The sequence below is a fragment of the Streptosporangium album genome, from assembly GCF_014203795.1.
In the GTDB taxonomy this organism is placed as follows: domain Bacteria; phylum Actinomycetota; class Actinomycetes; order Streptosporangiales; family Streptosporangiaceae; genus Streptosporangium; species Streptosporangium album.
This window is the reverse complement of the sequence record NZ_JACHJU010000001.1, coordinates 3,170,854-3,192,254: the sequence shown is the minus strand read 5'-3', so window position 1 is coordinate 3,192,254 and position 21,401 is coordinate 3,170,854. Positions and strand designations below refer to the sequence as shown.

General features: G+C 69.9%; 16 protein-coding genes. 9 read left to right on the top strand and 7 right to left on the bottom strand.

The features are described 5' to 3' along the window. Window positions 1-15 precede the first annotated feature (15 nt). Window positions 16-1,134, bottom strand: coding sequence for a magnesium/cobalt transporter CorA (gene corA, locus FHR32_RS15250; RefSeq protein WP_184754909.1), 1,119 nt, complete (start codon window positions 1,132-1,134; stop codon window positions 16-18). A 395-nt stretch (window positions 1,135-1,529) separates the two neighbouring features. Between corA and purD the strand changes: the two genes are divergently transcribed. From purD to FHR32_RS15225, 5 genes are all read left to right on the top strand, one after another. After that, window positions 1,530-2,828, top strand: coding sequence for a phosphoribosylamine--glycine ligase (gene purD, locus FHR32_RS15245; protein ID WP_312882364.1), 1,299 nt, complete (start codon window positions 1,530-1,532; stop codon window positions 2,826-2,828). Between the two features lie 131 nt (window positions 2,829-2,959). Then, window positions 2,960-3,199, top strand: coding sequence for a hypothetical protein (locus FHR32_RS15240; protein WP_184754908.1), 240 nt, complete (start codon window positions 2,960-2,962; stop codon window positions 3,197-3,199). A 221-nt stretch (window positions 3,200-3,420) separates the two neighbouring features. Further along, entirely contained in the window at window positions 3,421-4,689 is a 1,269-nt protein-coding gene (gene murA / locus FHR32_RS15235; RefSeq protein ID WP_184754907.1) for a UDP-N-acetylglucosamine 1-carboxyvinyltransferase, read from the top strand. A 224-nt stretch (window positions 4,690-4,913) separates the two neighbouring features. Then, window positions 4,914-6,203: a GTP cyclohydrolase IIa gene (locus tag FHR32_RS15230; protein WP_184756540.1), complete on the top strand. Its 1,290-nt coding sequence runs from the start codon at window positions 4,914-4,916 to the stop codon at window positions 6,201-6,203. 126 nt (window positions 6,204-6,329) lie between these two features. Next, the gene (locus tag FHR32_RS15225) at window positions 6,330-7,271 is read left to right on the top strand and encodes an EamA family transporter (protein ID WP_184754906.1); all 942 of its coding nucleotides are present in this window, start codon (window positions 6,330-6,332) and stop codon (window positions 7,269-7,271) included. A 44-nt stretch (window positions 7,272-7,315) separates the two neighbouring features. Here FHR32_RS15225 and hisC read toward each other — a convergent pair whose 3' ends face one another. Continuing rightward, a complete protein-coding gene (gene hisC / locus FHR32_RS15220) occupies window positions 7,316-8,377 on the bottom strand; it encodes a histidinol-phosphate transaminase (protein WP_184754905.1) in 1,062 nt (353 codons plus the stop codon). Window positions 8,378-8,460: 83 nt separating this feature from the next. On the opposite strand from hisC, the gene FHR32_RS15215 reads away from it, so the two are divergent. Beyond that, entirely contained in the window at window positions 8,461-9,057 is a 597-nt protein-coding gene (locus FHR32_RS15215) for a Uma2 family endonuclease (RefSeq protein ID WP_184756539.1), read from the top strand. 12 nt (window positions 9,058-9,069) lie between these two features. Here the strand turns inward: FHR32_RS15215 and FHR32_RS15210 are convergent, their stop codons facing one another. The 5 genes from FHR32_RS15210 to FHR32_RS15190 form a co-directional block, all read right to left on the bottom strand. Beyond that, window positions 9,070-9,735, bottom strand: coding sequence for an NUDIX hydrolase (locus tag FHR32_RS15210; protein WP_184754904.1), 666 nt, complete (start codon window positions 9,733-9,735; stop codon window positions 9,070-9,072). A 19-nt stretch (window positions 9,736-9,754) separates the two neighbouring features. Further along, on the bottom strand, window positions 9,755-11,602 hold the full coding sequence (locus tag FHR32_RS15205) for a DUF4434 domain-containing protein (RefSeq protein ID WP_184754903.1): 1,848 nt from the start codon (window positions 11,600-11,602) through the stop codon (window positions 9,755-9,757). Window positions 11,603-11,662: 60 nt separating this feature from the next. Then, window positions 11,663-12,751 (bottom strand): glycosyltransferase, encoded by a 1,089-nt coding sequence (locus tag FHR32_RS15200; protein WP_184754902.1) that lies wholly within the window; start codon window positions 12,749-12,751, stop codon window positions 11,663-11,665. A gap of 19 nt (window positions 12,752-12,770) precedes the next feature. Further along, window positions 12,771-14,033, bottom strand: coding sequence for a nucleotide sugar dehydrogenase (locus FHR32_RS15195; protein ID WP_184756538.1), 1,263 nt, complete (start codon window positions 14,031-14,033; stop codon window positions 12,771-12,773). A 198-nt stretch (window positions 14,034-14,231) separates the two neighbouring features. Continuing rightward, window positions 14,232-15,899 (bottom strand): glycosyltransferase family 4 protein, encoded by a 1,668-nt coding sequence (locus FHR32_RS15190; protein WP_184754901.1) that lies wholly within the window; start codon window positions 15,897-15,899, stop codon window positions 14,232-14,234. A 56-nt stretch (window positions 15,900-15,955) separates the two neighbouring features. On the opposite strand from FHR32_RS15190, the gene wecB reads away from it, so the two are divergent. The 3 genes from wecB (at window position 15,956) to FHR32_RS15175 (ending at window position 21,253) form a co-directional block, all read left to right on the top strand. Continuing rightward, the gene (gene wecB / locus FHR32_RS15185) at window positions 15,956-17,149 is read left to right on the top strand and encodes a non-hydrolyzing UDP-N-acetylglucosamine 2-epimerase (protein WP_184754900.1); all 1,194 of its coding nucleotides are present in this window, start codon (window positions 15,956-15,958) and stop codon (window positions 17,147-17,149) included. 51 nt (window positions 17,150-17,200) lie between these two features. Next, window positions 17,201-19,258 (top strand): glycosyltransferase family protein, encoded by a 2,058-nt coding sequence (locus FHR32_RS15180; RefSeq protein WP_184754899.1) that lies wholly within the window; start codon window positions 17,201-17,203, stop codon window positions 19,256-19,258. A gap of 315 nt (window positions 19,259-19,573) precedes the next feature. Next, the gene (locus tag FHR32_RS15175; protein ID WP_184754898.1) at window positions 19,574-21,253 is read left to right on the top strand and encodes a DEAD/DEAH box helicase; all 1,680 of its coding nucleotides are present in this window, start codon (window positions 19,574-19,576) and stop codon (window positions 21,251-21,253) included. Window positions 21,254-21,401 lie beyond the last annotated feature (148 nt).

Here is a 21,401-nt window from a genome sequence, read left to right as displayed (position 1 = left end):
CACGGAGCCCGGCGGTCACATCCAGCCGTTGCGGCGGAAACCCCGGTAGAGCAGCGAGCAGGCGATCACCATCACGCCGATCACCACGGGGTAGCCGAAGATGGAGTCGAGCTCGGGCATGTGCTCGAAGTTCATGCCGTAGATCCCGGCGATCATCGTGGGCACGGCCATGATGGCGACCCACGAGGAGATCTTCCGCATGTCCTCGTTGGCGAGCGCGTTGGAGCGGGCCAGCGCCGCCTGCAGGATGGAGTTGCTGAGCTCGTTGGACGACTCGACCTGCTCGCAGACCCGGGCCAGGTGGTCGACGACGTCGCGGAAGTACTCGCGCATCTCCGAGGGGATCATCCGGCGCTGGGCCAGCGTCGACATGGGCGACTGGAGCGGGGTGACGGACCGCTTCATCTCGATCATCTCGCGCTTGAGATTGTAGATCCGGCCGATGTCACGGGCGCTGACGTCGGCGAAGACCATCGCCTCGACGTCCTCCAGCTCGGTCTGCATCAGGTCGGCCACACAGAGGTATCTGTCCACGACGTGGTCGGCGATCGCGTGCAGCACTCCGGTCGGACCCCGGCGCAGGAGCTCGGGCTTGTCCTCCAGACGCTCACGCACCTCCGACAGCGGGCAGTATTCGCCGTGCCGTACGGTCACCACGAAGTCGGGCCCGACGAACACCATGATCTCGCCGGTTCCGATGATCTCGCTGGTGGCGGTCAGCACGTCGTGGTCGATGTAGGCGACGGTCTTCAGGACCATGAACAGGGAGTCGCCGTAACGTTCGACCTTGGGTCGCTGGTGAGCCTTGACGGCGTCCTCGACGGCGAGCGGGTGCAGGGCGAAGACCTCCGCCAGCCACTCGACCTCGGGGGCGTCGGGTTCATGCAGGCCGACCCAGACGAAGGCGTTGCCCTGCTCCTCTGCCGCATTGTGCGCGCGGACGAGCTCCAGGGCGTCCGGGATGCCCATGGCCTCGATCTTCTTGCCGTCGATGTAGGCGGCGTATTCGACGAGCGAGTCGCTCGGAGGGACGCAGACACCGTTCATACGGTCACGGACGGGGACGGCGGGAGCGTGCGGAGCACGGACGATCCGCGCGTGCTTGATGCGAGGAAAAAGGAGCGAGGAGCGCATGGCGAGCCTTTCCCGCCCGGCCTGGCAGCGTCCGCGCGCGACGCGATGTCACCTCGGTTCGAAGGGGAATGCGCGCGGAGTCCGGTCGGGCACTGATCCGGAGTGGTGGGAGGGTGCGCACAGAAGGCGTGCGCGGCACGTACTGCTGGGATCGCCAGAGGACATCCCCAACCACCTCCAATCAGCAAGAGACAGGCATAGCCAACCAAACCTAGCACAGATCTAGCATGTCCCCAGCTTACTCTCACCTTCGATGAGGGATCATCCAGAACCTGACGGAATTCACCCGTCCTTTACGGCAACGCTCGTCACACCGGCGTGCGGGCGGCTCGCGAGGGAGCGCCGTCCACAGCCTGTGGACGGACGGCGGGGCGAGGGCCGATAGGCTCTCGCACGTGCGCGTTCTTGTGATTGGATCCGGCGGGCGTGAGCATGCCCTGTGCCGGTCACTGGCAGCAGACTCCCAGGTCACCGATGTTCACTGTGCTCCCGGCAACGCCGGTATCGCACAGGTCGCGACCTTGCATCCGGTGATCCCGACCGACCCCGTGGCGGTCAGCCGGCTGGCCACGGAGCTGGAGGTCGACCTGGTCGTGGTCGGCCCCGAGGCGCCACTGGTCGCCGGGGTCGCGGACGCGGTCAGGGCGGCGGGCATCCCATGCTTCGGGCCGTCCGCGGAGGCGTCCCGGATCGAGGGCTCCAAGGCGTTCGCCAAGGACGTCATGCTCGCTGCGGGAGTCCCCACCGCACGGTCGCGCACGTGTGTCACGCCCGAGGAGGCCACCGCGGCGCTGGCGGAGTTCGGCACCCCGTACGTGGTCAAGGACGACGGACTGGCCGCGGGCAAGGGCGTGGTGGTGACCGACGACCGGGATGAGGCGCTCAGACACGCCGCGTCGTGCGAGCGGGTCGTCATCGAGGAGTTCCTCGACGGTCCCGAGGTGTCGCTGTTCGCGCTCTGCGACGGGTCCACGGCCGTGCCGCTCCAGCCCGCCCAGGACCACAAGCGCGCCTACGACGGCGACAAGGGCCCCAACACCGGCGGCATGGGCGCCTACACGCCGCTGCCGTGGGCGCCCGAGGATCTCACCCGCCGGGTGATGGCCGAGACCGTCATCCCGACCGTGACCGAGCTGGCCAGGCGCGGCACGCCGTACACCGGCGTGCTCTTCGTGGGACTGGCCCTCACCGCGCGGGGGCCGAAGGTGATCGAGTTCAACGCGCGGTTCGGCGACCCGGAGACCCAGGTCGTGCTGGACCGGCTGGAGACGCCGCTCGGGGGCCTGCTACTGGCCTGCGCGGACGGGGCGCTCGCCGGGTTCGGGCCGCTGTCCTGGCGCGCAGGCGCCGCGGTGACCGTGGTGGTCGCGGCCGAGAACTACCCGGCCGACCCCGTCAAGGGCGACGTCATCGAGGGACTCTCCGAGGTCGGCGGCGACGCCTACGTGCTGCATTCGGGGACCGCGTCCGACGGCGATCGGACCGTCTCCGCCGGCGGGCGGGTGCTCAGCGTGGTCGGCACCGGCCCCGACATGGCCGCGGCTCGCACGGCCGCCTACGAGGGAGTCGGCCGCATCCGGATGCGCGGCTCGCACCACCGCACGGACATCGCAGGAGGCACCATGCTCTCCGGGACAGGCCCCGGAGACTCCCCTGCCGCACACGCGGCGTCACACGGAACGCGTGACGCGTAGCGTCTGATCGGCATGCCGCGATAAGCCGGGGGCAGTCTCCGTCCGTCCCCGGCCGCTCCGCCCCCACGGAGGAACGATGGCGCTCGACCAGCCGGCATTCCCAGAACGGATCGGCGACAGGCGGAGTGGTCATGCTGAGCCTGATCGTGCTGAGCGTGGTGGCCACCTCCGTGCTGGGACCGCTGATCCTGAACTCCGGCTCCGTCCCCGGTTTCCCGGGGCTCGGCTCCCAGCCCGCCATCCTGGTGTGGGCCCTGGCCTTCGGGTACGGCCAGCAGGTCGTCACCCGTTCCGTCGACCAACGGGCCGACAATCTCCTGTCGGCCGCCTCACCGCTCGTCCCCGCGGACAGAGGGATCCGGGCCGCGTGAGAACGCCGCCTCTTCGCGCCGGATCGTCGAACGGTGCGGGACCATTGTGTGGAGGCTCACAAGCCTCAGAGTGATCAGTGACCTATGGGGTAATTGGCACCCGAAGTGGCCGGTTCAGGGACACCCAGCGACTACTGTTGGCCGACAACCCCTCTGGCTGCCGCCACTCGTTTTCGAGTCACCCCAAATCTCCGATTCCCCTTCCCCGAGGAGCATGACGCATGGTCCGTTACCGCGTGCGCGGTGGCAACCCACTCCGTGGAACCGCCTTCATCCAGGGTGCCAAAAACGCCGTGCTGCCCATGATCGGTGCGGCACTCCTGGCGGCCAAGGGCCGCACGGTGCTGCGCAATGTTCCGATCATCGAGGACGTGCGCCGCGCAGTCGAGCTGGCCGAGGCGATCGGCGCCAGAGTCGAGCTTCATGAGTCCGAGCGCACCTTGGTGATCGACGCCTCCCAGTTGAAGAGCCCGGTGCTGCCCGCCGAGATCGCCCGCCGCTTCCGCGGCTCCGTGCTCTTCGTGCCCGCACTGCTGCACCGCCTCGGTGAGGCGATCATCGAGGGCGTGGGCGGCTGCAACCTGGGCAGCCGCAACCTTGACTTCCACTACCTGGGCTACAAGCGTCTCGGCGCGATCGTGGACGAGGGCGACGCCGTCATCCACGTCAAGACCGCCGGCTTCACCGGCGCCACGCTGTACCTGGACACCCCCTCGCACACCGGCACCGAGAACCTGATCATGGCGGCCGCCATCGGGCGCGGCACCACCGTGATCGAGAACGCGGCGCTGGAGCCCGAGGTCCTCGACGTGATCGAGATGCTGACCCGGATGGGCGCGAAGATCAGCGGCGGGGGCACCGGGTTCATCACCGTGGAGGGCGTGGAGGAGCTCCAGGCCGTCGAACACACCGTGATGCCCGACCGTCTCGACGCGGGCGTGTTCGCCATGGCCGCGGCGGTCACCGGTGGCGAGGTCAACCTGGTCGGCGCCGACCTGGACCACCTCGGCGTGGTCCGCTACAAGCTGGAGCAGATGGGGGTCGAGTTCGCCGACCACGGCGCGGTGCTCCACGTGCGCCGGGATCGCCCGCTGCGCCCGATCAACGTCATCACCGACACCTATCCCGGCTTCGCCACCGACCTGCAGTCACCGATCATGACGGTCGCCTGCCTCGCCGACGGCGCCAGCTACATCCACGAGCGCATCTTCGACGGCCGGTTCGCCCTGGCCTCCGAGCTGAACAAGATGGGCGCCGACATCGAGGTCAAGGAGAACAGCGCCGTCGTCCGTGGCGCAACTCCACTGACCGGAACCGAGGTGACCGCGCACGATCTCCGTTCCGGAATCGCCCTGGTTCTTGCCGGTCTCGCCGCCGAGGGGGAGACCGTCATCGAATCCGGTTATCTCATCGACCGCGGCCACTCATATCTGGCCGAGCGCATGCAGGCCTTGGGAGCAGATGTACGGCGAGAGATTTCATCCTCATAATCAGCGGGTTTCAGTCTCCCAAAAACCGCTCTGACCTGTGTAAACACTTACAGTTAGGGGTTTAGCCGGGAGGTTCCCCCCGGAATTGACGGCAAATCGGGCGTGACATTACGGCCCCCACAAGCGATCGTTCCAAAAGAGAGCCGAAAACAAACGGACGCAGGATGGGACGAACATTGGTCGAGCGGGCCGAAGAAATTCCACGAATGTCACGCCCGGGTGCCATGACACCGGACCTCACTATCGGTGTGGTGGGCCCCCATGACCTCGTGGAGCGAGTAATGCTGATGGGACACGCTGCGGCTCCCCTGCCCTGCCGCCTGGTGGCCGCCGCCTACCGGGACGAGCAGGAGGCCGCCGACAAGGTCACCCGTCTGGGGGCGGGGGTGGACGCCTGCCTCTTCGCCAGCCCGGTCCCCTACGACCTGGCACGGCGCTCGGGGGTGCTGACGATGCCCGCGACGTATGTCCAGCTCGGCGGTGCCGCACTGATCGCCGCGCTGGCCAGGGCGGCGCTGGACGAGCGGATCGACCCGCGCAAGGTCAGCGTCGACGTGCTGAGCCGGACGGACGTCGAGGAGGCCTATACCGATCTGAACCTGCCGGCCACGGATGTGCACAGCCGCGACGAGCCGGGAGCCACCGGCACGATCGCGGCCTTCCACGAGCGGCTGGCCCGGCAGGGCGCCACCAGCGGGGCACTGACCTGCCTGCCCGCCGTGGCCGAGCGGCTGCAGACGGCGGGGATCCCGGTGGTCAGGATCCGGCCGACCTCCGCGGCGGTCCGTACGGCGCTGCACACGGCGGCCCTGCTCGGCGCGCACCACCGGCTGGAGGAGTCGCAGCTCACCGTGGTTCTGGTGGAGGTGCCGACGCTCCGCGAACCGGTCCGCAGGGCCGCGCCGCGCTACTGGCGCGACGAGCTCCGGCTGTCCCTGCACCGGCTTCTGGTGCAGGAGGCGAACCGGATCAACGCGTCGGTGACCTCGATCGACGACCACAGCTACATGGTCACCGCGACCCGGGGTTCGGTGGCGACGGCCACCGAGGGCTTCCGGGTGCTGCCGTTCGCGGCGCGGGTGCGTGACGAGCTCGGCCTGGCGGTGGAGGTCGGGGTCGGCATGGGCCGTACCGCCCACGACGCCGAGTCCCACGCGCGGGCGGCCCTGGCGCGCACGCAGGCGGGCAAGCAGGCGCAGGGCTTCGCGGTGGATCGCGAGGGCCGGGCACTGGTCCCCGCGCCCAGGGTGTCGCCGCAGGGCGCCGGGCCGCTGAAGCCGAAGGGCGTGGAGGTGCTGGCCAGACTGGCGGCCAAGCTGGAGGGGGGAGACACGGTGGTGGACGCGGAGGGCGCGGGCAAGATGCTCGGCGTCACCCCGCGTACGGCACGGCGACTGCTGCGCACGTTGGTCGACGAGGGACTCGCGTGGCCGCTTCCGCCGAACCGTACCCCGCAGCCGGGTCGGCCCCGCCAGCTCTACCGTCTGATCGTGGAGAAGCTCGGCAGCCGCTGAGAGCCGTCTCCGTGATCCGAGGCCGTCCCACGTGGCGCGGCCTCGGATCAGGGCCGTGCGGCGGGGCATCTCACAGTCCGGATCCCGCGAGCGAACTGCCGGGCATAAGGGATATTGTCACGAGCCATGCATCATGACACTGCTGACAGCCGCACACCGCTGCTCGTCTGGGGAGCGCTGGCGATCGTCTATGTGGTGTGGGGCTCCACCTACCTGGCGATCAGGATCGTCATCGAGACCCTCCCCCCGTTGCTCAGCGGAGCCCTGCGCTTCACCACGGCCTCGCTGGTCCTCGGCGCCGTGGTGTTCCTGCTCCGGGGACGGCGGGCCTTCCGGATGACCGGCAAGGAGCTGGGCGGGGCGGCCCTGGTCGGGCTGTTGCTGCTGACCGGCGGCAACGGCCTCGTCGCGGTGGCCGAACAGCACATCTCCAGCGGGCTGGCGGCGCTGCTGGTGGCCTCGGTGCCACTCTGGCTGGTGATCTTCAGGATCGTCGCCAGGGACAGGCCGGGGGTGCTGACGCTGGCCGGAGTGCTCATCGGGTTCGGCGGGGTGGCGGTGCTGTCACTGACCGGCGGGGGCAGCGGATCGGACGGCGCCGGGATCACCGTCATCCTGCTGGCGTCGATGTCGTGGTCGGTGGGCTCGTTCCTGTCCGGCCGGATCCCGATGCCCGCCAGCCCCTTCACCGCGAGCGCGATCGAGATGGCCGCGGGCGGTGTCGGCCTCACGCTGACCGGCACGGTCGTCGGCGAACACCTCGACCTCGGTGCCGTCTCCGGGCGCTCCTGGGCCGCGCTGGCCTATCTGGTCGTGATGGGCTCGCTCGTCGCCTTCACCGCCTACGTGTGGCTGCTGGGCAACGCCCCGATCTCCCTGGTCTCCACCTACGCCTACGTCAACCCCGTCGTGGCGGTCGTCCTCGGCGCGCTCGTGCTGAGCGAGCCGGTCACGACCTCGATGATCGCGGCCGGCCTGGTGATCGTCGTCGGCGTGGCCCTGGTGGTCTCCACCGAGCGGCGCAGGAAGGCGCAGGCCTCACCCGCGGGGGAGCCCGCGTCCGTGTAGGAGCCCGCGCCCGTACCGGACGCGGGTCCACCCGTCAAGCAGCGTCAGGCGCCTCTGAAGGCCGCGGCGGCGGCCAGGAAGGTGTCGTTGGCCTCGGCGGAGCCGATGGAGATCCGGGCGCCCTCACCGCCGAAGGGGCGCACCGCGACGCCTTCGGCCGCGCAGGCCTCGGCGAACTCCGTCGTGCGCTCCTTCAGCCGGAGCCAGACGAAGTTGGCCTCGGTGACGGGCACCACCCATCCCTGGGCGATCAAGGCCTCACGGACCCGGGTGCGCTCCTTGACCACCGTGTCCACCCGCTCCAGCAGCTCGTCCTCGGCCGCCAGGGAGGCGATGGCCGCGGCCTGGGCCAGATGGTTGACCGCGAAGGGCACCATCGTCTTCCGTACGGCGGCCGCCACCGGCTCGTCGGCGATCAGGTAGCCCACCCGGAGCCCGGCCAGGCCGTACGCCTTGGAGAACGTGCGCAGCACGGCCACGTTCGGCCGCTCGCGGTAGACGGCGAGCCCGTCGGTGACGTCGGCGTCCCTGACGTACTCACGGTAGGCCTCGTCGAGGACGACGAGCACGTTCTCGGGGACCCGGTCGAGGAAGGCCTCCAGCTCGGCCGCGTGGACGACCGTGCCGGTCGGGTTGTTCGGGTTGCAGACGAAGATCATGCGCGTCTGCGGGGTGATCGCCCCGGCCATGGCGTCCAGGTCGTGGGCCTCGGCCAGGAGCGGGACCTGGACCGAGGTGGCCCCCGCCACGTCGGCCAGGAGCGGGTAGGCCTCGAACGACCGCCAGGCGTAGATCACCTCGGCGCCCGGCTCGCTCACGGTCTCGAAGAGCTGCTGGGCCACCGTCACCGAGCCCGCGCCGAGCGCGACGTGCTCGGGCGGCACGCCGTACCGCTCGGCGAGGGTGTTGGTGAGCCCGGTCGCGGCGGGGTCGGGATAGCGGTGGATCTCGGAGGCGGCCTTCGCGATCGCCTCGACCACCGAGGGCAGCGGGGCGTAGGGAGATTCGTTCGAAGACAGCTTGTAGGACCGGCCGTCGGCTGACACCACGGCCTTGCCCGCCTTGTAGGGAGGCATTGTGTCCAGGATCGCGCGGAAACGAGGCATGGCCTTACTTTATGAGGAGCGGGCGGATGGGGCATCATCCTGTAAGACTGGAGGTGAGAGGCGTGCCCGACCGGGAGGACGACATGAGCATCGCACCGCTGTCAGAGGTGGAGTCGCTGCCCGCATGGGCGATTCCCCCCAAAGAAGGATTCGTCGCCGAAGACCTCGACCGGCTTCCGGGGATCCCCCCGCATACCGAACTGATCGATGGCACTCTCGTCTTCGTGAGCCCCCAGACCAATTTCCACATGTCGATGCTCTTCCTTCTGGAGAGCGAGTTGCGGCGCGCGGTCCCGGCCGATCTGCGGATCAAGCGTGAGATGACTGTGACCCTTGGAAAGCGGCAACGTCCCGAGCCGGACATCCTGGTGGTCCACGTCGAAGCCGTCACGGGGCCTGGCCAGACCACCTACCGGCCGGAGGACGTCGTCCTGGCCGTCGAAGTGGTCTCCGCCGAGTCCGAGATCCGTGACCGCAAGCGCAAACCCGAACTCTACGCGGCGGCGGGCATCCCCCATTTCTGGCGGATCGAGAACACCGAGGGCCACCCGACGGTCTACGTCTACGAACTGGACCCGGCGACCGGGTCCTACGCGCTCACCGGGATCCACCACGACCGCCTGAAGCTCGACCTCCCCTTCGGGGTCGACATCGACCTGGCGGAGATCGACGACCTCTGACCGCCTTCCCCGTCACTCCTTGAGGGAGCGGAGCATCGGGGGGTGGAGCAGCACGGCCGGTCCGCGGCGGTAGAGCTTGGCCGGGCGGCCGCCGTCGCGGGTGGTGGTGTGGCCGGTGGGCATCAGGAAGCCCTCGGCCTTGGTGACCTTGCGGTGGAAGTTGCGGGGGTCCAGGGTGCGCCCCCAGACGATCTCGTAGACCCGGCGCAGGTCGGCGACGGTGAACTCCGGGGGGCAGAAGGCCGCCCCCAGCGGGGAGTACTCCAGCTTGCTGCGGGCGCGTTCGATTCCGTCGACCATGATGCGCCGGTGGTCGAAGGCCATGTCCCGCAGGGAGGAGACCGGCTCCCAGCTCATGTGGGCCTCCGTGGAGGCCGGCAGGTCGGGGGCGAGGCCGAGGTAGGCGACGCTCAGCACGCGCTGGCGCGGGTCGCGGTCAGGGTAGCCGTAGGTCTGGAGCTGCTCCAGATGGACCGCCGCCCCGGGCAGGCCCGCCCGTTCGGCGAGGACCCTGGCCGCGGCGGCGGGCAGGTCCTCGTCAAGCTGGATGAAGCCGCCTGACAGGGCCCAGCGTCCCTCGTAGGGGGGTTTGTCACGTCGCCAGACGAGCGCACTCAGCGCCTGGCAGCGCACCGTGAGGACGACCAGATCCACGCTGACGGGAATGCGCGGAACCATGCCAGGCACGTTACACCGATCAGGCGCTTATACGGACGTGCAGCGCCTCGGCGGCCGCCCGTCCGTCGGGGGCGGCGACCTCGATCTGGACCCAGGCGCCGCCGGGCACCTGGGTCCAGTCGAACGGGATCCACGCCGTCCCCATCCGGGCGGGCAGGTCGGGCGGCGGCTCCGTCAGGTCCACGCCGGCCACCTCGACGGTCCTGGGGGCGTCCTGACCGTCCCAGGTGATCGTCACCTTGGAGCCCAGGGGCATGTTGTATCCCCGGATCTCCATGCCGTCCTGGATGTCGCGCTCCTTGCGGACGGCGTCCACCGGGATCGGCCGGTTGTAGTCGCGGACGATCTCCTCCGACAGCGAAGGCGAACCGCAGGTGAAGAAGTCGCTCCACATGTAGGAGACGACCTTGGAGACGTAGCGTCCGACCTGGGTCACGGCCGTGTCGAGCCGCTTCTTGTCGGTGCGCCCCCGGTCGCCCGTCCTGTCCTCGCAGAACTCCCCCTGGGACGGCTCGAACGCCTCGACGTTGGCCCAGAGCTGCACGTTGTAGCCCTGTCCGACCATCCGTTCCCGCGCCGCGGCCATCTCCCGGTAGTAGTCGCGGGTGGAGCCGTGGTAGGCGCTGCCGTTGGTCGCCGTCTTCCCGACCACCGGGCGGAGCCTCTCGTCCACCTGCTCGTCACGCTGGTCCGGCCAGAACAGCCCGACCTTGCCGGTCCCGCGGCTGTCCTGGGGGGCGATGATCCCGACCCCGGTCCTGGCCAGCGCCTCGAAGCCCGCCGCCACCTGCTTGGGGGTGGCACTGATCGGCCGCCCCTTCCTCGCGTCCAGGTAGGGGCTGACCAGGATGGGCTTGCCCGGCATCTCCTGCTCGACGATCTGGTGTTGCGCGGCGTAGACCCTCAGCGTCGGATGGTCCTTGTCCACCTCTTTCGGGTCGTCCGACCCGGTGTAGCGCATCTCCCGCATCTGCAGCTCGAACGGCTGGTAGAAGCCGCCGAGCGAGTCCCGGCCCTGGAACCTGGCGCCGTAGTCCTGCAGGATGCGCCGGGTGAGCGTGATGAGGGTGTTGGTCCCCTGCTTGGCGGCCCGGGTCTTCTGCGCCGGGTCACGGGGGGCCAGCGGCAACGCGGGGAAGACCCGCACTCCGAACTGGTCGCCGAGGTCGAGCAACTCGGTGAGGCTGTCCTTCTCCGCGGCCGCGATCAGGATCACGTGGTAGCCGCGGCCCTTGGCCGTGATGTTCGCGCAGCTCGCGTCGTCGGTGCCGTCCTCTGTCGTGACGAGCCGGTAGAAAACGGTCTTGCCGATCGTGATCTTCCGCTCGAACTCGGGGCAGCGGAACAGGTCGGAGCCGAAGGCCTCGTCGGTCCGGTAGACGAACGTCCAGCTCACCCGGTTGCCCGGGTTGGCCGCCTTGAGATCCCTCTCGGCCGCCGCCACGCAGGGAAGCCCGTCCTCGACGCACGGCTCGTAGCGGGGGTCCGCCTCGTCACCCTCGTTGGCCAGCACCCGGCCCTCGCCGTCGACGCGGCGGGCCTGCAGGCCCCAGCCGATCCGGATGACGGTGTCGCCGCCCACCTCGTGGATGGCGGCGAGCTGCCGCCGCCAGGTGCAGTGGTCGACGGTGGGGATGAGCCAGTAGCCGGTCACCGCGTACGGCGTGGGCGTCTCGGTCTCGAATGTCCCACACGGGTCGGTGAAGGCACTGGCCTCCGGGGTCAACGCCGCCGAGGAGGTGGTGGAGGGCGACGCGATCGGTGGCCTTTCGCTCTTCGGAGCGTCTCCGCCCCGGGGGAGGACGAGCACGATCGCCGCCACCGCCGCGAGGATCGCCACGCCGAGGAAAGCGGTGAACCAGCGCACGTTCAGGACACTACCGTTCTTGCGATCAGGCGGACATAAGCAGCATCGCCATACAAGAAGTCAGCTCTTGACCCCTGCCCAGGCCTCAAGCTGAGACACGAAACGGCGGGCCGAGTTCGGCCAGTGATGGTTCGCACGGGCCGCCGCATACCCTCGGGCGCCCTGGGCATGCCGCTCGCGGACGTCGTCCCTCAGGAAGAGCACGGCCTGGGCCACCGCCTTGGGGTCCGCCCAGGGAACGACCAGGCCGCTGTCGTAGCGCTCGACCAGCTCCACCGCACGCGGCGACGGGGTGGTGATCACCGGAATCCCGTGGGCCATGTACTCCACGATCTTCGTGGGCATGGAGTGCCGGTAGTTGGGCTCGTCGTGCAGCAGCGAGAGACCGGCCAGCGCGCCGTCCAGCCGCTTGAGCGCCTCGTCGTTCGGCATGAAGTCACGCCATTCCAGGACGCCCTCGGCCACCGCCGCGTTCAGCGCGGGACGGGACTGGGGGTCGGCGTAGCCGATCAGCTCGACCGCCACCCGGTACGGCTGGAGCAGCCGGGCCACCTCGATGGCGTCGCGCACTCCGCGTGCCTCCGACAGCCAGCCGAGGTAGACGATCCGGTCGTCCCCCGGCGGAGTCACGTCGTCGGGCACCCAGGTCTCGTTCGGGACCACCAGGTGGGCCTGGTGGAACCGGCCGGCGTACGCGGTCTCGGCGAGGAGCAGATGCAGGTGGCGCTCCGCCGTGCCCTCGAGCATGCGGGCCAGGAACCGGACCGGCGGGCGCAGGAACGCGGGCAGCCACGGCTTCAGCGACAGCGTCGCCGGGGTGTCCTCGTGCACGTCCCAGACCACCGGGGGCCGCTTGCGCACGCCCACGACCGCGAGCAGCAGCTCGGGATCGTGGACGACCACCAGATCGACCTGGTCACGCATGCGCTTGAATACCTTGCGGGCGGCACGCACGGCCGACAGCCGCTTGCGCTCGGCCGCCCGGGGGAGGTCGACGCCGTTCACCCACGACCGGGCCATGACGCCCCGTGCCGTGTACGGGGCGGCATACGTGACCTCATGACCGGCATCCACGAGCGCGCGGATCTGCCGGTGCAGGATCCGGGCGTCCTCGGGGTGATGCACCACCGTCATGACGAGCACGTGCACTGAGCGCAGCCCTCCGTCGCTAGAGCCGCTCGACGCGTTCACCCTCGGCGAGCACGCCTCGGGTGTCGAGCACGAGCCTGCCGTGGTCCTCGACGATCGACAGGTCGAAGGCGGCGTGCTGCTGCAGCAGCAGCGTCACATCGGCTTCGGCGACCGCCCTGAAGAGGTCTTCCTCACGCGGCACCGGATCGCCGTCCACGTGCCATTCCTTGACATACGGATCGGCGAAGATCAGCTCCGCGCCGAGCTCCAGCAGCGCCCGCGCGACCGGCAGGGCCGGTGTCTCGCGTTCGTCGGCGATGTCGGGCTTGTAGGTGACGCCGAGCAGCAGCACCTTGGAGCCGTTGACGGCTTTCTTGTGCCGGTTGAGCAGCCGCTGGACGCGGGCCACCACGTAGGACGGCATCCGCTCGTTGATCTCCTGCGCCAGCTCGACGAACCGGAACGGGTAGCCCAGCTTGCGCACCGTGTAAGACAGGTAGGAGGGGTCGACGGGGATGCAGTGGCCGCCGACGCCCGGTCCCGGAAGGAATTTCTGGAAGCCGAACGGCTTGGTGGCCGCGGCCTCGATGGACTCCCAGAGGTTGACCCCGAGCTCGTCGCAGAAGATCGCCATCTCGTTGACGAGGGCGATGTTGACGTGCCGGTAGGTGTTCTCCAGGAGCTTGGCCATCTCGGCCTCGCGGGTGCCGCTGACCGGCACGACCTGCTCGACGAACTGGGAGTAGAACCCGACCGCCCGGTCCCGGCAGGCGGCCGTGTAGCCGCCGACGACCTTGGGGGTGTTGCGCAGGCCGTACTTGGGGTTGCCCGGGTCGATCCGCTCGGGCGAGAAGGCGAGGTGGAAGTCGACGCCCCCGACGAGGCCGGAGGCCTCCAGGATCGGACGGGCGACCTCGTCGGTGGTGCCGGGCCAGGTCGTGGACTCCAGGACCACGAGGGTGCCCGCCGACAGGTTCCGGGCGACGGTGCCGGTGGCGCCCTCCACCGCGGACAGATCGGGGCGGTGGTCCTCGTCCAGCGGGGTCGGCACGCAGATGACGACGGTGCGGCTGTCGGCCAGCACGGACTCGTCCAGGGTGGCGCTGAATCCGCCCGCCAGCATGTGTTCGAGGTCGGCGTCGGTCAGGTCGTCGATGTAGGACCGCCCCGAGTTGAGGGCGTCCACCTTGCTCGGATCGACCTCGAACCCGACGACGCGCAGTCCTGCCGCCACGGCCTCCTTGGCCAGGGGCATGCCGACGTAGCCAAGACCGATCACGGCCAGGTCATAGGCGCTCACGCGGCCTCCTTCCTCGGCCGCGTTCGCGACGGCGCTCTGCCCGCTGGACGGCTGGCTGCGCTCGCTCACGGGGTGACCTTGGAAAGCCGGAAACAACACTTCATGGTGGCAAAGGCTATCTCAACTCCGCGCAACCCACGCCTAATGCGTTTGAACGCATCACAAACGGCTGGGTTACTCATTCTCAACACCAGACCATCAATCAGCAAGTGATCGGTAAATGTCACGGTAGGTCTCCGCGACGCGGCTCCACGTGCGCTTCGCGGCCACTTCGGCCCGTCCCGCCTCGCCCATCGCGTCCCGCCGCTCCGGATCGTCACGCAGTCCGGAGAGCGCTTTGGCGAGCGCCTCGGGGTCGCCGGCCGGGACCAGCAGGCCGGCTCCCTCGGAACCAACGAGCTCCGACAGGGCGGGCAGGTCGCTCAGCACGACCGGCTTGCCGAGGGCCATGGCCTCGACGGGTTTCAACGGTGTGACCAGCCGGCAGACCCGCAGGTCCTCGCGGGGGCAGACGAAGATGTCGATGGCCGCCTGTGCCTGCAGCGCCTCGTCCGGGCCGACCCGGCCGGGCAGGATCGCGAGGTCTCCGAGCCCCAGCTCCTCGACCTGTTCCAGCAGCGCCGGGCGCTCCGTGCCGTCACCGACCAGGAGCAGCCTGATCGGGGCGCCCTGGTCCCGCAGCAGGGCCGCAGCGCTGATCATGGTCGCGAAGCCCTCGTAGGCCACGATGCTCGACACCGAGCCCATGACGATCTCGCCGGGCTCGATGCCGTAGGCGGAGCGGAACGCCGCCCCGTCGTAGTCCGCGACCAGCAGCGAGTCGTCCACCGCGTTGGGCGCGAGGAAGATCTTCTCTCTCGGCACGCCCCGCTCGACGATCTCGCCTGCCATGGTCTCCGCGAGGGTGACCACGGCGTCGGCGGAGCGCATGATGAACGCCTCGCGGTCGCGCTGGAGCACGTGCCGCTGGCTGCCGACGCGCTTGGGGTCGCGGGACGCCCAGGTCTCCTCCAGGAAGCCCCGGACCTCGTAGACCATCGGTGTGCCGGTCCGTTCCCGCACCGCCAGCGCCACCGAGCCGTTGCGGTGGTCGGTCGCGGCGTGCAGCACCTGCGGCCGGAGCGTCCTGACCAGCTCGGTCACCTCGCCGACGCCCCGGATCATGCGACCGTGGCTCTCGAACGGCACGTCTCCGCTCGGGATCAGCCGGTGGTAGGGGATCTTGTCGATCTCCTCGTACGGCGTGACGTCGACATGGCCCTGCATCATCGGCCAGCCCCAGCTGGTCACGACGTGCGGATCCAGCCCGGCCGCCTTCTGCGCGGTGACGATGCGGTGCGTGCGCACGGTGTATCCGGCCTGCGTGTACGGCAGGGCGTTGGTGACGCAGTGCAGCACCCGGCCCTCGACGCGCTCGCCCACGATCACCTTGGACTTGGGCGGGATGGGGTTCGGCTGGATGGCGGCCAGCTCGCCGGCGTAGTAGGTGGCCCGGCGGTTGATGAAGGGATATTTGACGTACGGCTGGAGCACCGTGACGGCCTCGGTCATCCGCCCGGCGTCGAAGTGCTCCTTGGCCGCGTTCCATGGCCCCTTGACCAGGCGCATGCCGAACTTGCGGACGACGATCCTGGCCCGGCGGGCGGCGGGCCATGCGACCCGTCCCACGACAGGGCGCAGACTCGGGGGAAGCGTCTCCGCGGCCGCCTGCGCCACGCGGACCGGATCGGACTTGACCTTGGTCGCCACGACCCGGGAAACGATCACCGGGTGCTTGACGAACCCGCGGATAAGCCCGCCCAGGCCGGCACGGGCCGACTTCGCGGAAACCTTGGGGGAGTCTGGCGTGCTGGCATCGGATACCACGCCGTGACCGTACCATAGGCAACGTTTGCCATACTCCCGTATGAAAGGCGAGGTCAATGAGGGACAACGCCCCCGGGGGGACGACCCCGGAGCCCGAAAATCCCCTCGTCCTGCACGTGCTCGGCGCGCGGCCCAACTTCGTGAAGGCGGCTCCGGTCGTGCGCGCTCTCGCCGAACTGGGGGTGCGGCAGGGCATCGTCCACACGGGTCAGCACTACGACGCGCTGATGTCGGACGTGTTCTTCGCGGACCTCGGGCTCCCCGAGCCGGTCGCCAACCTGGGTGTCGGGTCCGGCTCGCACGCGCGCCAGACGGCGGCCCTGCTGACCGGTCTCGAAGAGGTCGTGCTGGAGCACCGGCCCACGCTGGTCGTCGTCTACGGCGACGTGAACTCGACGCTGGCCGCGATCCTCGTCTGCGCCAAGCTCCACATCCCGACCGCGCACGTCGAGGCGGGTCTGCGCTCCTTCGACCGGGGGATGCCCGAGGAGGTCAACCGGATCGTCACCGACGCCCTGTCCGACATCCTCTTCGCCACCTCGCCGGACGCGCTCTCGCACCTGGCCAACGAGGGCGTCGACCCGGCGCGCGTGCACCTCGTCGGCAACCCGATGATCGACAGCCTGTTCTCGGCGCTGGACCGCCTCGACCCGGCCCCGGTCCGCGCCCGGCTCGCCCTCCCGGAGCGGTACGGCGTGGCCACCCTGCACCGGCCCGCCAACGTGGACGACCCCACCTCGGCGAAGGAACTCGTCGACGCCGTTCTCCAGGTCGGTGAGCGCCTGCCGATCGTGGTGCCGATCCACCCGCGTGGCCGCGAGCGCCTGGCGGCGGCGGGGCTGGTGACCGGCGGGAACCTGCTCATCGTCGATCCGCTGGGCTACGTGGACTTCCTCTCCCTGGTCCGGGGCGCGTCCCTGGTCGTCACCGACTCCGGCGGCGTGCAGGAGGAGACGACCATGCTCGGCGTCCCCTGCCTGACCGTCCGGCCCAACACCGAGCGGCCGATCACCGTCACCCACGGCACCAACCGCCTGGTCACCCCGGCGCTGCTGCCCGCCGCCGCCGACAAGGCGCTGGCCGACGGCGCGGCGACCCCCGCGGGCGAGCTCCCTCCCCTCTGGGACGGCAAGGCGGGCCCCCGGATCGCCCGGGTGATCGACTCCTGGCTCAAGGGCGGCAACCTCTCCCCCGCGGCGCAAGCCGTACCGCCCAAATCCCTGCAAAACGGCCATTTCGGCGCGGCGTAAGCCGTACGCTGGCACGACCCCGGATAAAGGCGATCCTCCATGAGTTCCCCCATGAGTGAGCAGACCCCCGAAGAGCCCGCATACCGGCGCCTGGGACCCGTCAACTGGCTGCCCGAGGAGCGCAAGGTCGTCGAGCGCTTCGAGGAGCGGGTCCGGGACCTGGAACGGCGGCTCGCCATCGCCGAGGCGCGCGCCGACTACGCCCAGTGGAAGCTGGAGTCCACCAAGGTCCAGCGGCCCTACCGGGTGGCCGAGGCCATCACGGGCGCCAAGGGGTCCGGGGTCGTGCGGCTGCCGGGCAAGCTGCGCATGGCGCTGCGGCCCCGCAAGGGGCCCGCGGCGCCCCGGCCGGTGGCCGAGGTGGTCGAGGAGCTGAACCACCAGGGGCCCGTCGTGGACGTGCCGCAGGTGAAGTGGCCCGCCGGGCCGATCAACCGGCCGGATCTGAAGGTCGCCGTCATCCTGGACGACTTCTCCCGGATGGCGTTCAAGTACGAGTGGGACCAGATCGAGTTCGGGCTCCGCGACTGGCCGGAGATCTTCGCCGAGCGCCGCCCCGACCTGTTGTTCGTGGAGTCGGCCTGGCACGGCAACCAGGGCCGCTGGCGCTACCAGATGACCGGCTCCAACGCCCCCAAGCCGGAGCTGCGCGCCCTGATCGACTGGTGCCGCGAAGAGGGCGTCCCCACGGTCTTCTGGAACAAGGAGGACCCGCCGAACTTCGACTTCTTCATCGACACGGCCAAGCTGTTCGACTACGTCTTCACCTGCGACGGCGACATGGTTCCCCGGTACCGCGAGGTGCTGGGGCACGACCGGGTCGACGTCCTGCAGTTCGCCGCCCAGCCCCGGGTGCACAACCCGATCCAGGAGCGGCGCGGCCGCCTGCACGACGTCGTCTTCGCGGGCATGTACTTCCGGGACAAGCACCCCGAGCGCCGTGAGCAGATGGAGACCGTCCTCGCCCCGGTCCGTGAGCTGGGCCTGCACATCTTCGCCCGCAACGGCACGGTCGACGAGAAGTACGCCTGGCCGGCGGAGTACGTCCCGCACATCGTGGGCGAGCTCCCCTACGACCAGATGCTGGCCGCGTACAAGATGTACAAGGTCTTCCTGAACGTGAACTCGGTGCTCGACTCGCCGACCATGTGCGCCCGCCGGGTCTTCGAGCTGTCGGCCTGCTCGACCTCGGTCGTCTCCGGCTGGTCCCGGGCCATCCAGGAGACCTTCGGCCCGCTGATCCCGATCGCCCATGACGAGCTGGAGTCCTACAACCAGGTCCTGCACCTGATCAACAGCCCCGAGCTCCGTGCCCGCCAGGGCCACCTGGCCATGCGCGAGGTCTTCGACAAGCACCTGTTCACGCACCGCGTGGACCAGATCCTCCAGTTGCTCGGACGGCCCGTCGCGCCGCGGTCCCGGTCGGTGTCCGTGGTGCTGCCGACCAACCGCGCCTCGCAGATCGAGCACGCCATCTCCTCGGTGGCCAAGCAGATCCACCGGCCGCTCCAGCTCGTGATGGTCCTGCACGGCCTGGACATCGACCCGGTCGTCGTCGCCGACAAGGCCCGCATGGCGGGAATCTCCGACGTCGTGGTGCTCCCCGCCGACCCGTCGCTGTCGCTGGGCGCCTGCATGAACCTGGGCATCGCCGCCGCCGAGGGCGAGCTGATCGCCAAGATGGACGACGACAACCTCTACGGCGAGCACTACCTGTCCGACCTGGTCCGGGCCTTCGACTACTCCGACGCCGAACTCGTCGGCAAGGGCGGGCACTACGCCTACTTCGAGGGCACCAACACCACGATGCTGCGCATGCCCGGCCTGGAGCACCGCTACAGCTGGCTGGTCCAGGGCGGCACCTTCCTCGGCAAGGCCGGCATGTTCCGCCACTACGGCTTCGAGGACGTCACCCGGGGTGAGGACACCCGGCTGGTCAAGAGGCTGAAGGAGGACCGGGTCAAGATCTACTCCGCGGACCGGTTCAACTTCGTCTACTGGCGCAGCGGCGATCCCTCGATGCACACCTGGCAGCCCGACGACCACAAGCTCACCCGCGGAGCCCAGTTCTCCTTCGTGGGGCACCCCGAGGCGCATGTGATGATCTGACCCCGCCCGGCCCTCCGCACCGCGCGAGGCCGACGCGAGGGCAGGCGGAGCTGTTCGTCTGGCCTGTGGTGGGGAATGTCATGTAATACGCACTTTGGCCTGCTGATGGCCGCCTGGTTCGCAGCGTCCGGTCCCACACCGGTAAGGTCGGTCGGCCGACCTGACGGCACGTGCGGCCGGTTGTCCGCCACGGCAGTCGCACTGCCGCCGGAACCGGCGGGCGGGATCGCCCCACGGATGGAACACGCCGCAGGGAGTGCAACGTGGAGCCGGCGTGAGTCCCGTGCGCGTCCGTCCCGGAACGAGGAGCCCGACATGACCCTGAACACGACAGACGACACGAGCAGCTTCGCCGACCTGGCGCTCCGCCCCGAGCTCCTGAACGCGCTCTCCCGCCTCGGCTACGAGGAGCCCACGCCGATCCAGCGCGAGGCGATCCCACCCCTGATGGAGGGACGCGACCTGCTGGGTCAGGCGGCGACGGGGACGGGCAAGACGGCCGCGTTCGCGCTCCCGGTGCTCCAGCGGATGACTCCGGACGGCGAGGGCGGGCAGCCGATGGCGCTGGTGCTCGTGCCCACGCGCGAGCTGGCCGTACAGGTCTCGGAGGCCTTCCACCACTACGGCCGCGACCTGGGCGCGCGCATCCTGCCGATCTACGGCGGGCAGCCGATCGGCCGGCAGCTGCGGGCGCTCCAGCAGGGGGTCGACGTCGTGGTCGCGACGCCCGGGCGCGCACTCGACCACATCGGGCGCGGGACGCTCCGCCTGGACGATCTCAAGATGGTCGTTCTGGACGAGGCGGACGAGATGCTCGACATGGGATTCGCCGAGGAGATCGAGGCGATCCTCCAGGAGACGCCCGAGGACCGGCAGACGGTGCTCTTCTCGGCGACGATGCCGCCGCGCATCAACGGGATAGCCCGCCGCCACCTGAGTGACCCGGTCCGGATCGAGATCGGGCGCGACACGACGGCCCCGGGTGAGGCCCCGCTCGTACGGCAGGTCGCCTACATCGTCCCGCGCGCGCACAAGCCCGCGGCGCTCGGGCGGGTGCTGGACGTGGAGGCGCCCACGGCCGCGATCGTCTTCTGCCGCACGCGCGACGAGGTGGACCAGCTCACCGAGACGCTGAACGGGCGCGGTTACCGCGCCGAGGCGCTGCACGGGGGGATGGGTCAGGAACAGCGCGACCGCGTGATGGGACGGCTGCGCAGCGGGACGGCGGAACTGCTCGTCGCGACCGATGTGGCCGCGCGGGGGCTCGACGTCGAGCAGCTCACCCACGTGGTCAACTACGACGTCCCCTCCGCGCCGGAGTCCTACGTGCACCGGATCGGCCGGGTCGGCCGGGCCGGCCGCGAGGGCGTGGCCATCACCCTGGCGGAGCCGCGGGAGCACCGGATGCTCAAGACCATCGAACGGGTGACCAAACGCCGGATCACGGTCGAGAAGGTGCCGACGATCGCCGACCTGCACGCCCGGCGGCTGGAGCTGACGCGTGCCGCGCTGCACGAAAGCCTTCTGGAGGACGACCTGGAGCGCTTCCGCGTCGTGGTCGAGACGCTCACCGACGAGTTCGACATCATGGAGGTGGCACTGGCCGCGGTGAAGCTGGCGCACGAGGCCGGCGGGGCCGCGGACGACGAGGAGGAGATCCCGGACGTCGCCCCGGCGACCGGGCGGGAGGGACGCGGCCGCCGGGAGGGCACCGGCCCCCAGGAAAGGCGTGGCCGTGGCCCGGCGGGCGGGATGACGCGTCTGTTCATCGGCGCGGGGCGCAGTTCCGGGATCCGGCCGCAGGACCTGGTCGGCGCGATAGCGGGCGAGACGCGTCTCAGCGGGCGCGACGTCGGGGCGATCGAGATCTCCGACCGCTTCTCGCTCGTGGAGGTCCCGGAGTCGGCGGCCGACGATGTGATCGCGGCCCTCCGGGGAGCCACCGTCAAGGGGAAGAAGGCGACGGTCCGCCGGGAGCGTTACGGGTCACGCTGACGCTCGGCCTGCATCCCGCTCCGCGCGGGCGGAAGGGGCGTCTCCGGCCGCCTCCGCCGGACGCGCGCCGCGACGCGCGTCCGGCGGACGTCACGGATGCTGTTCCACTACGGCGGGCAAAGACTTGCCGGGAGCACCGCGTGGCGGC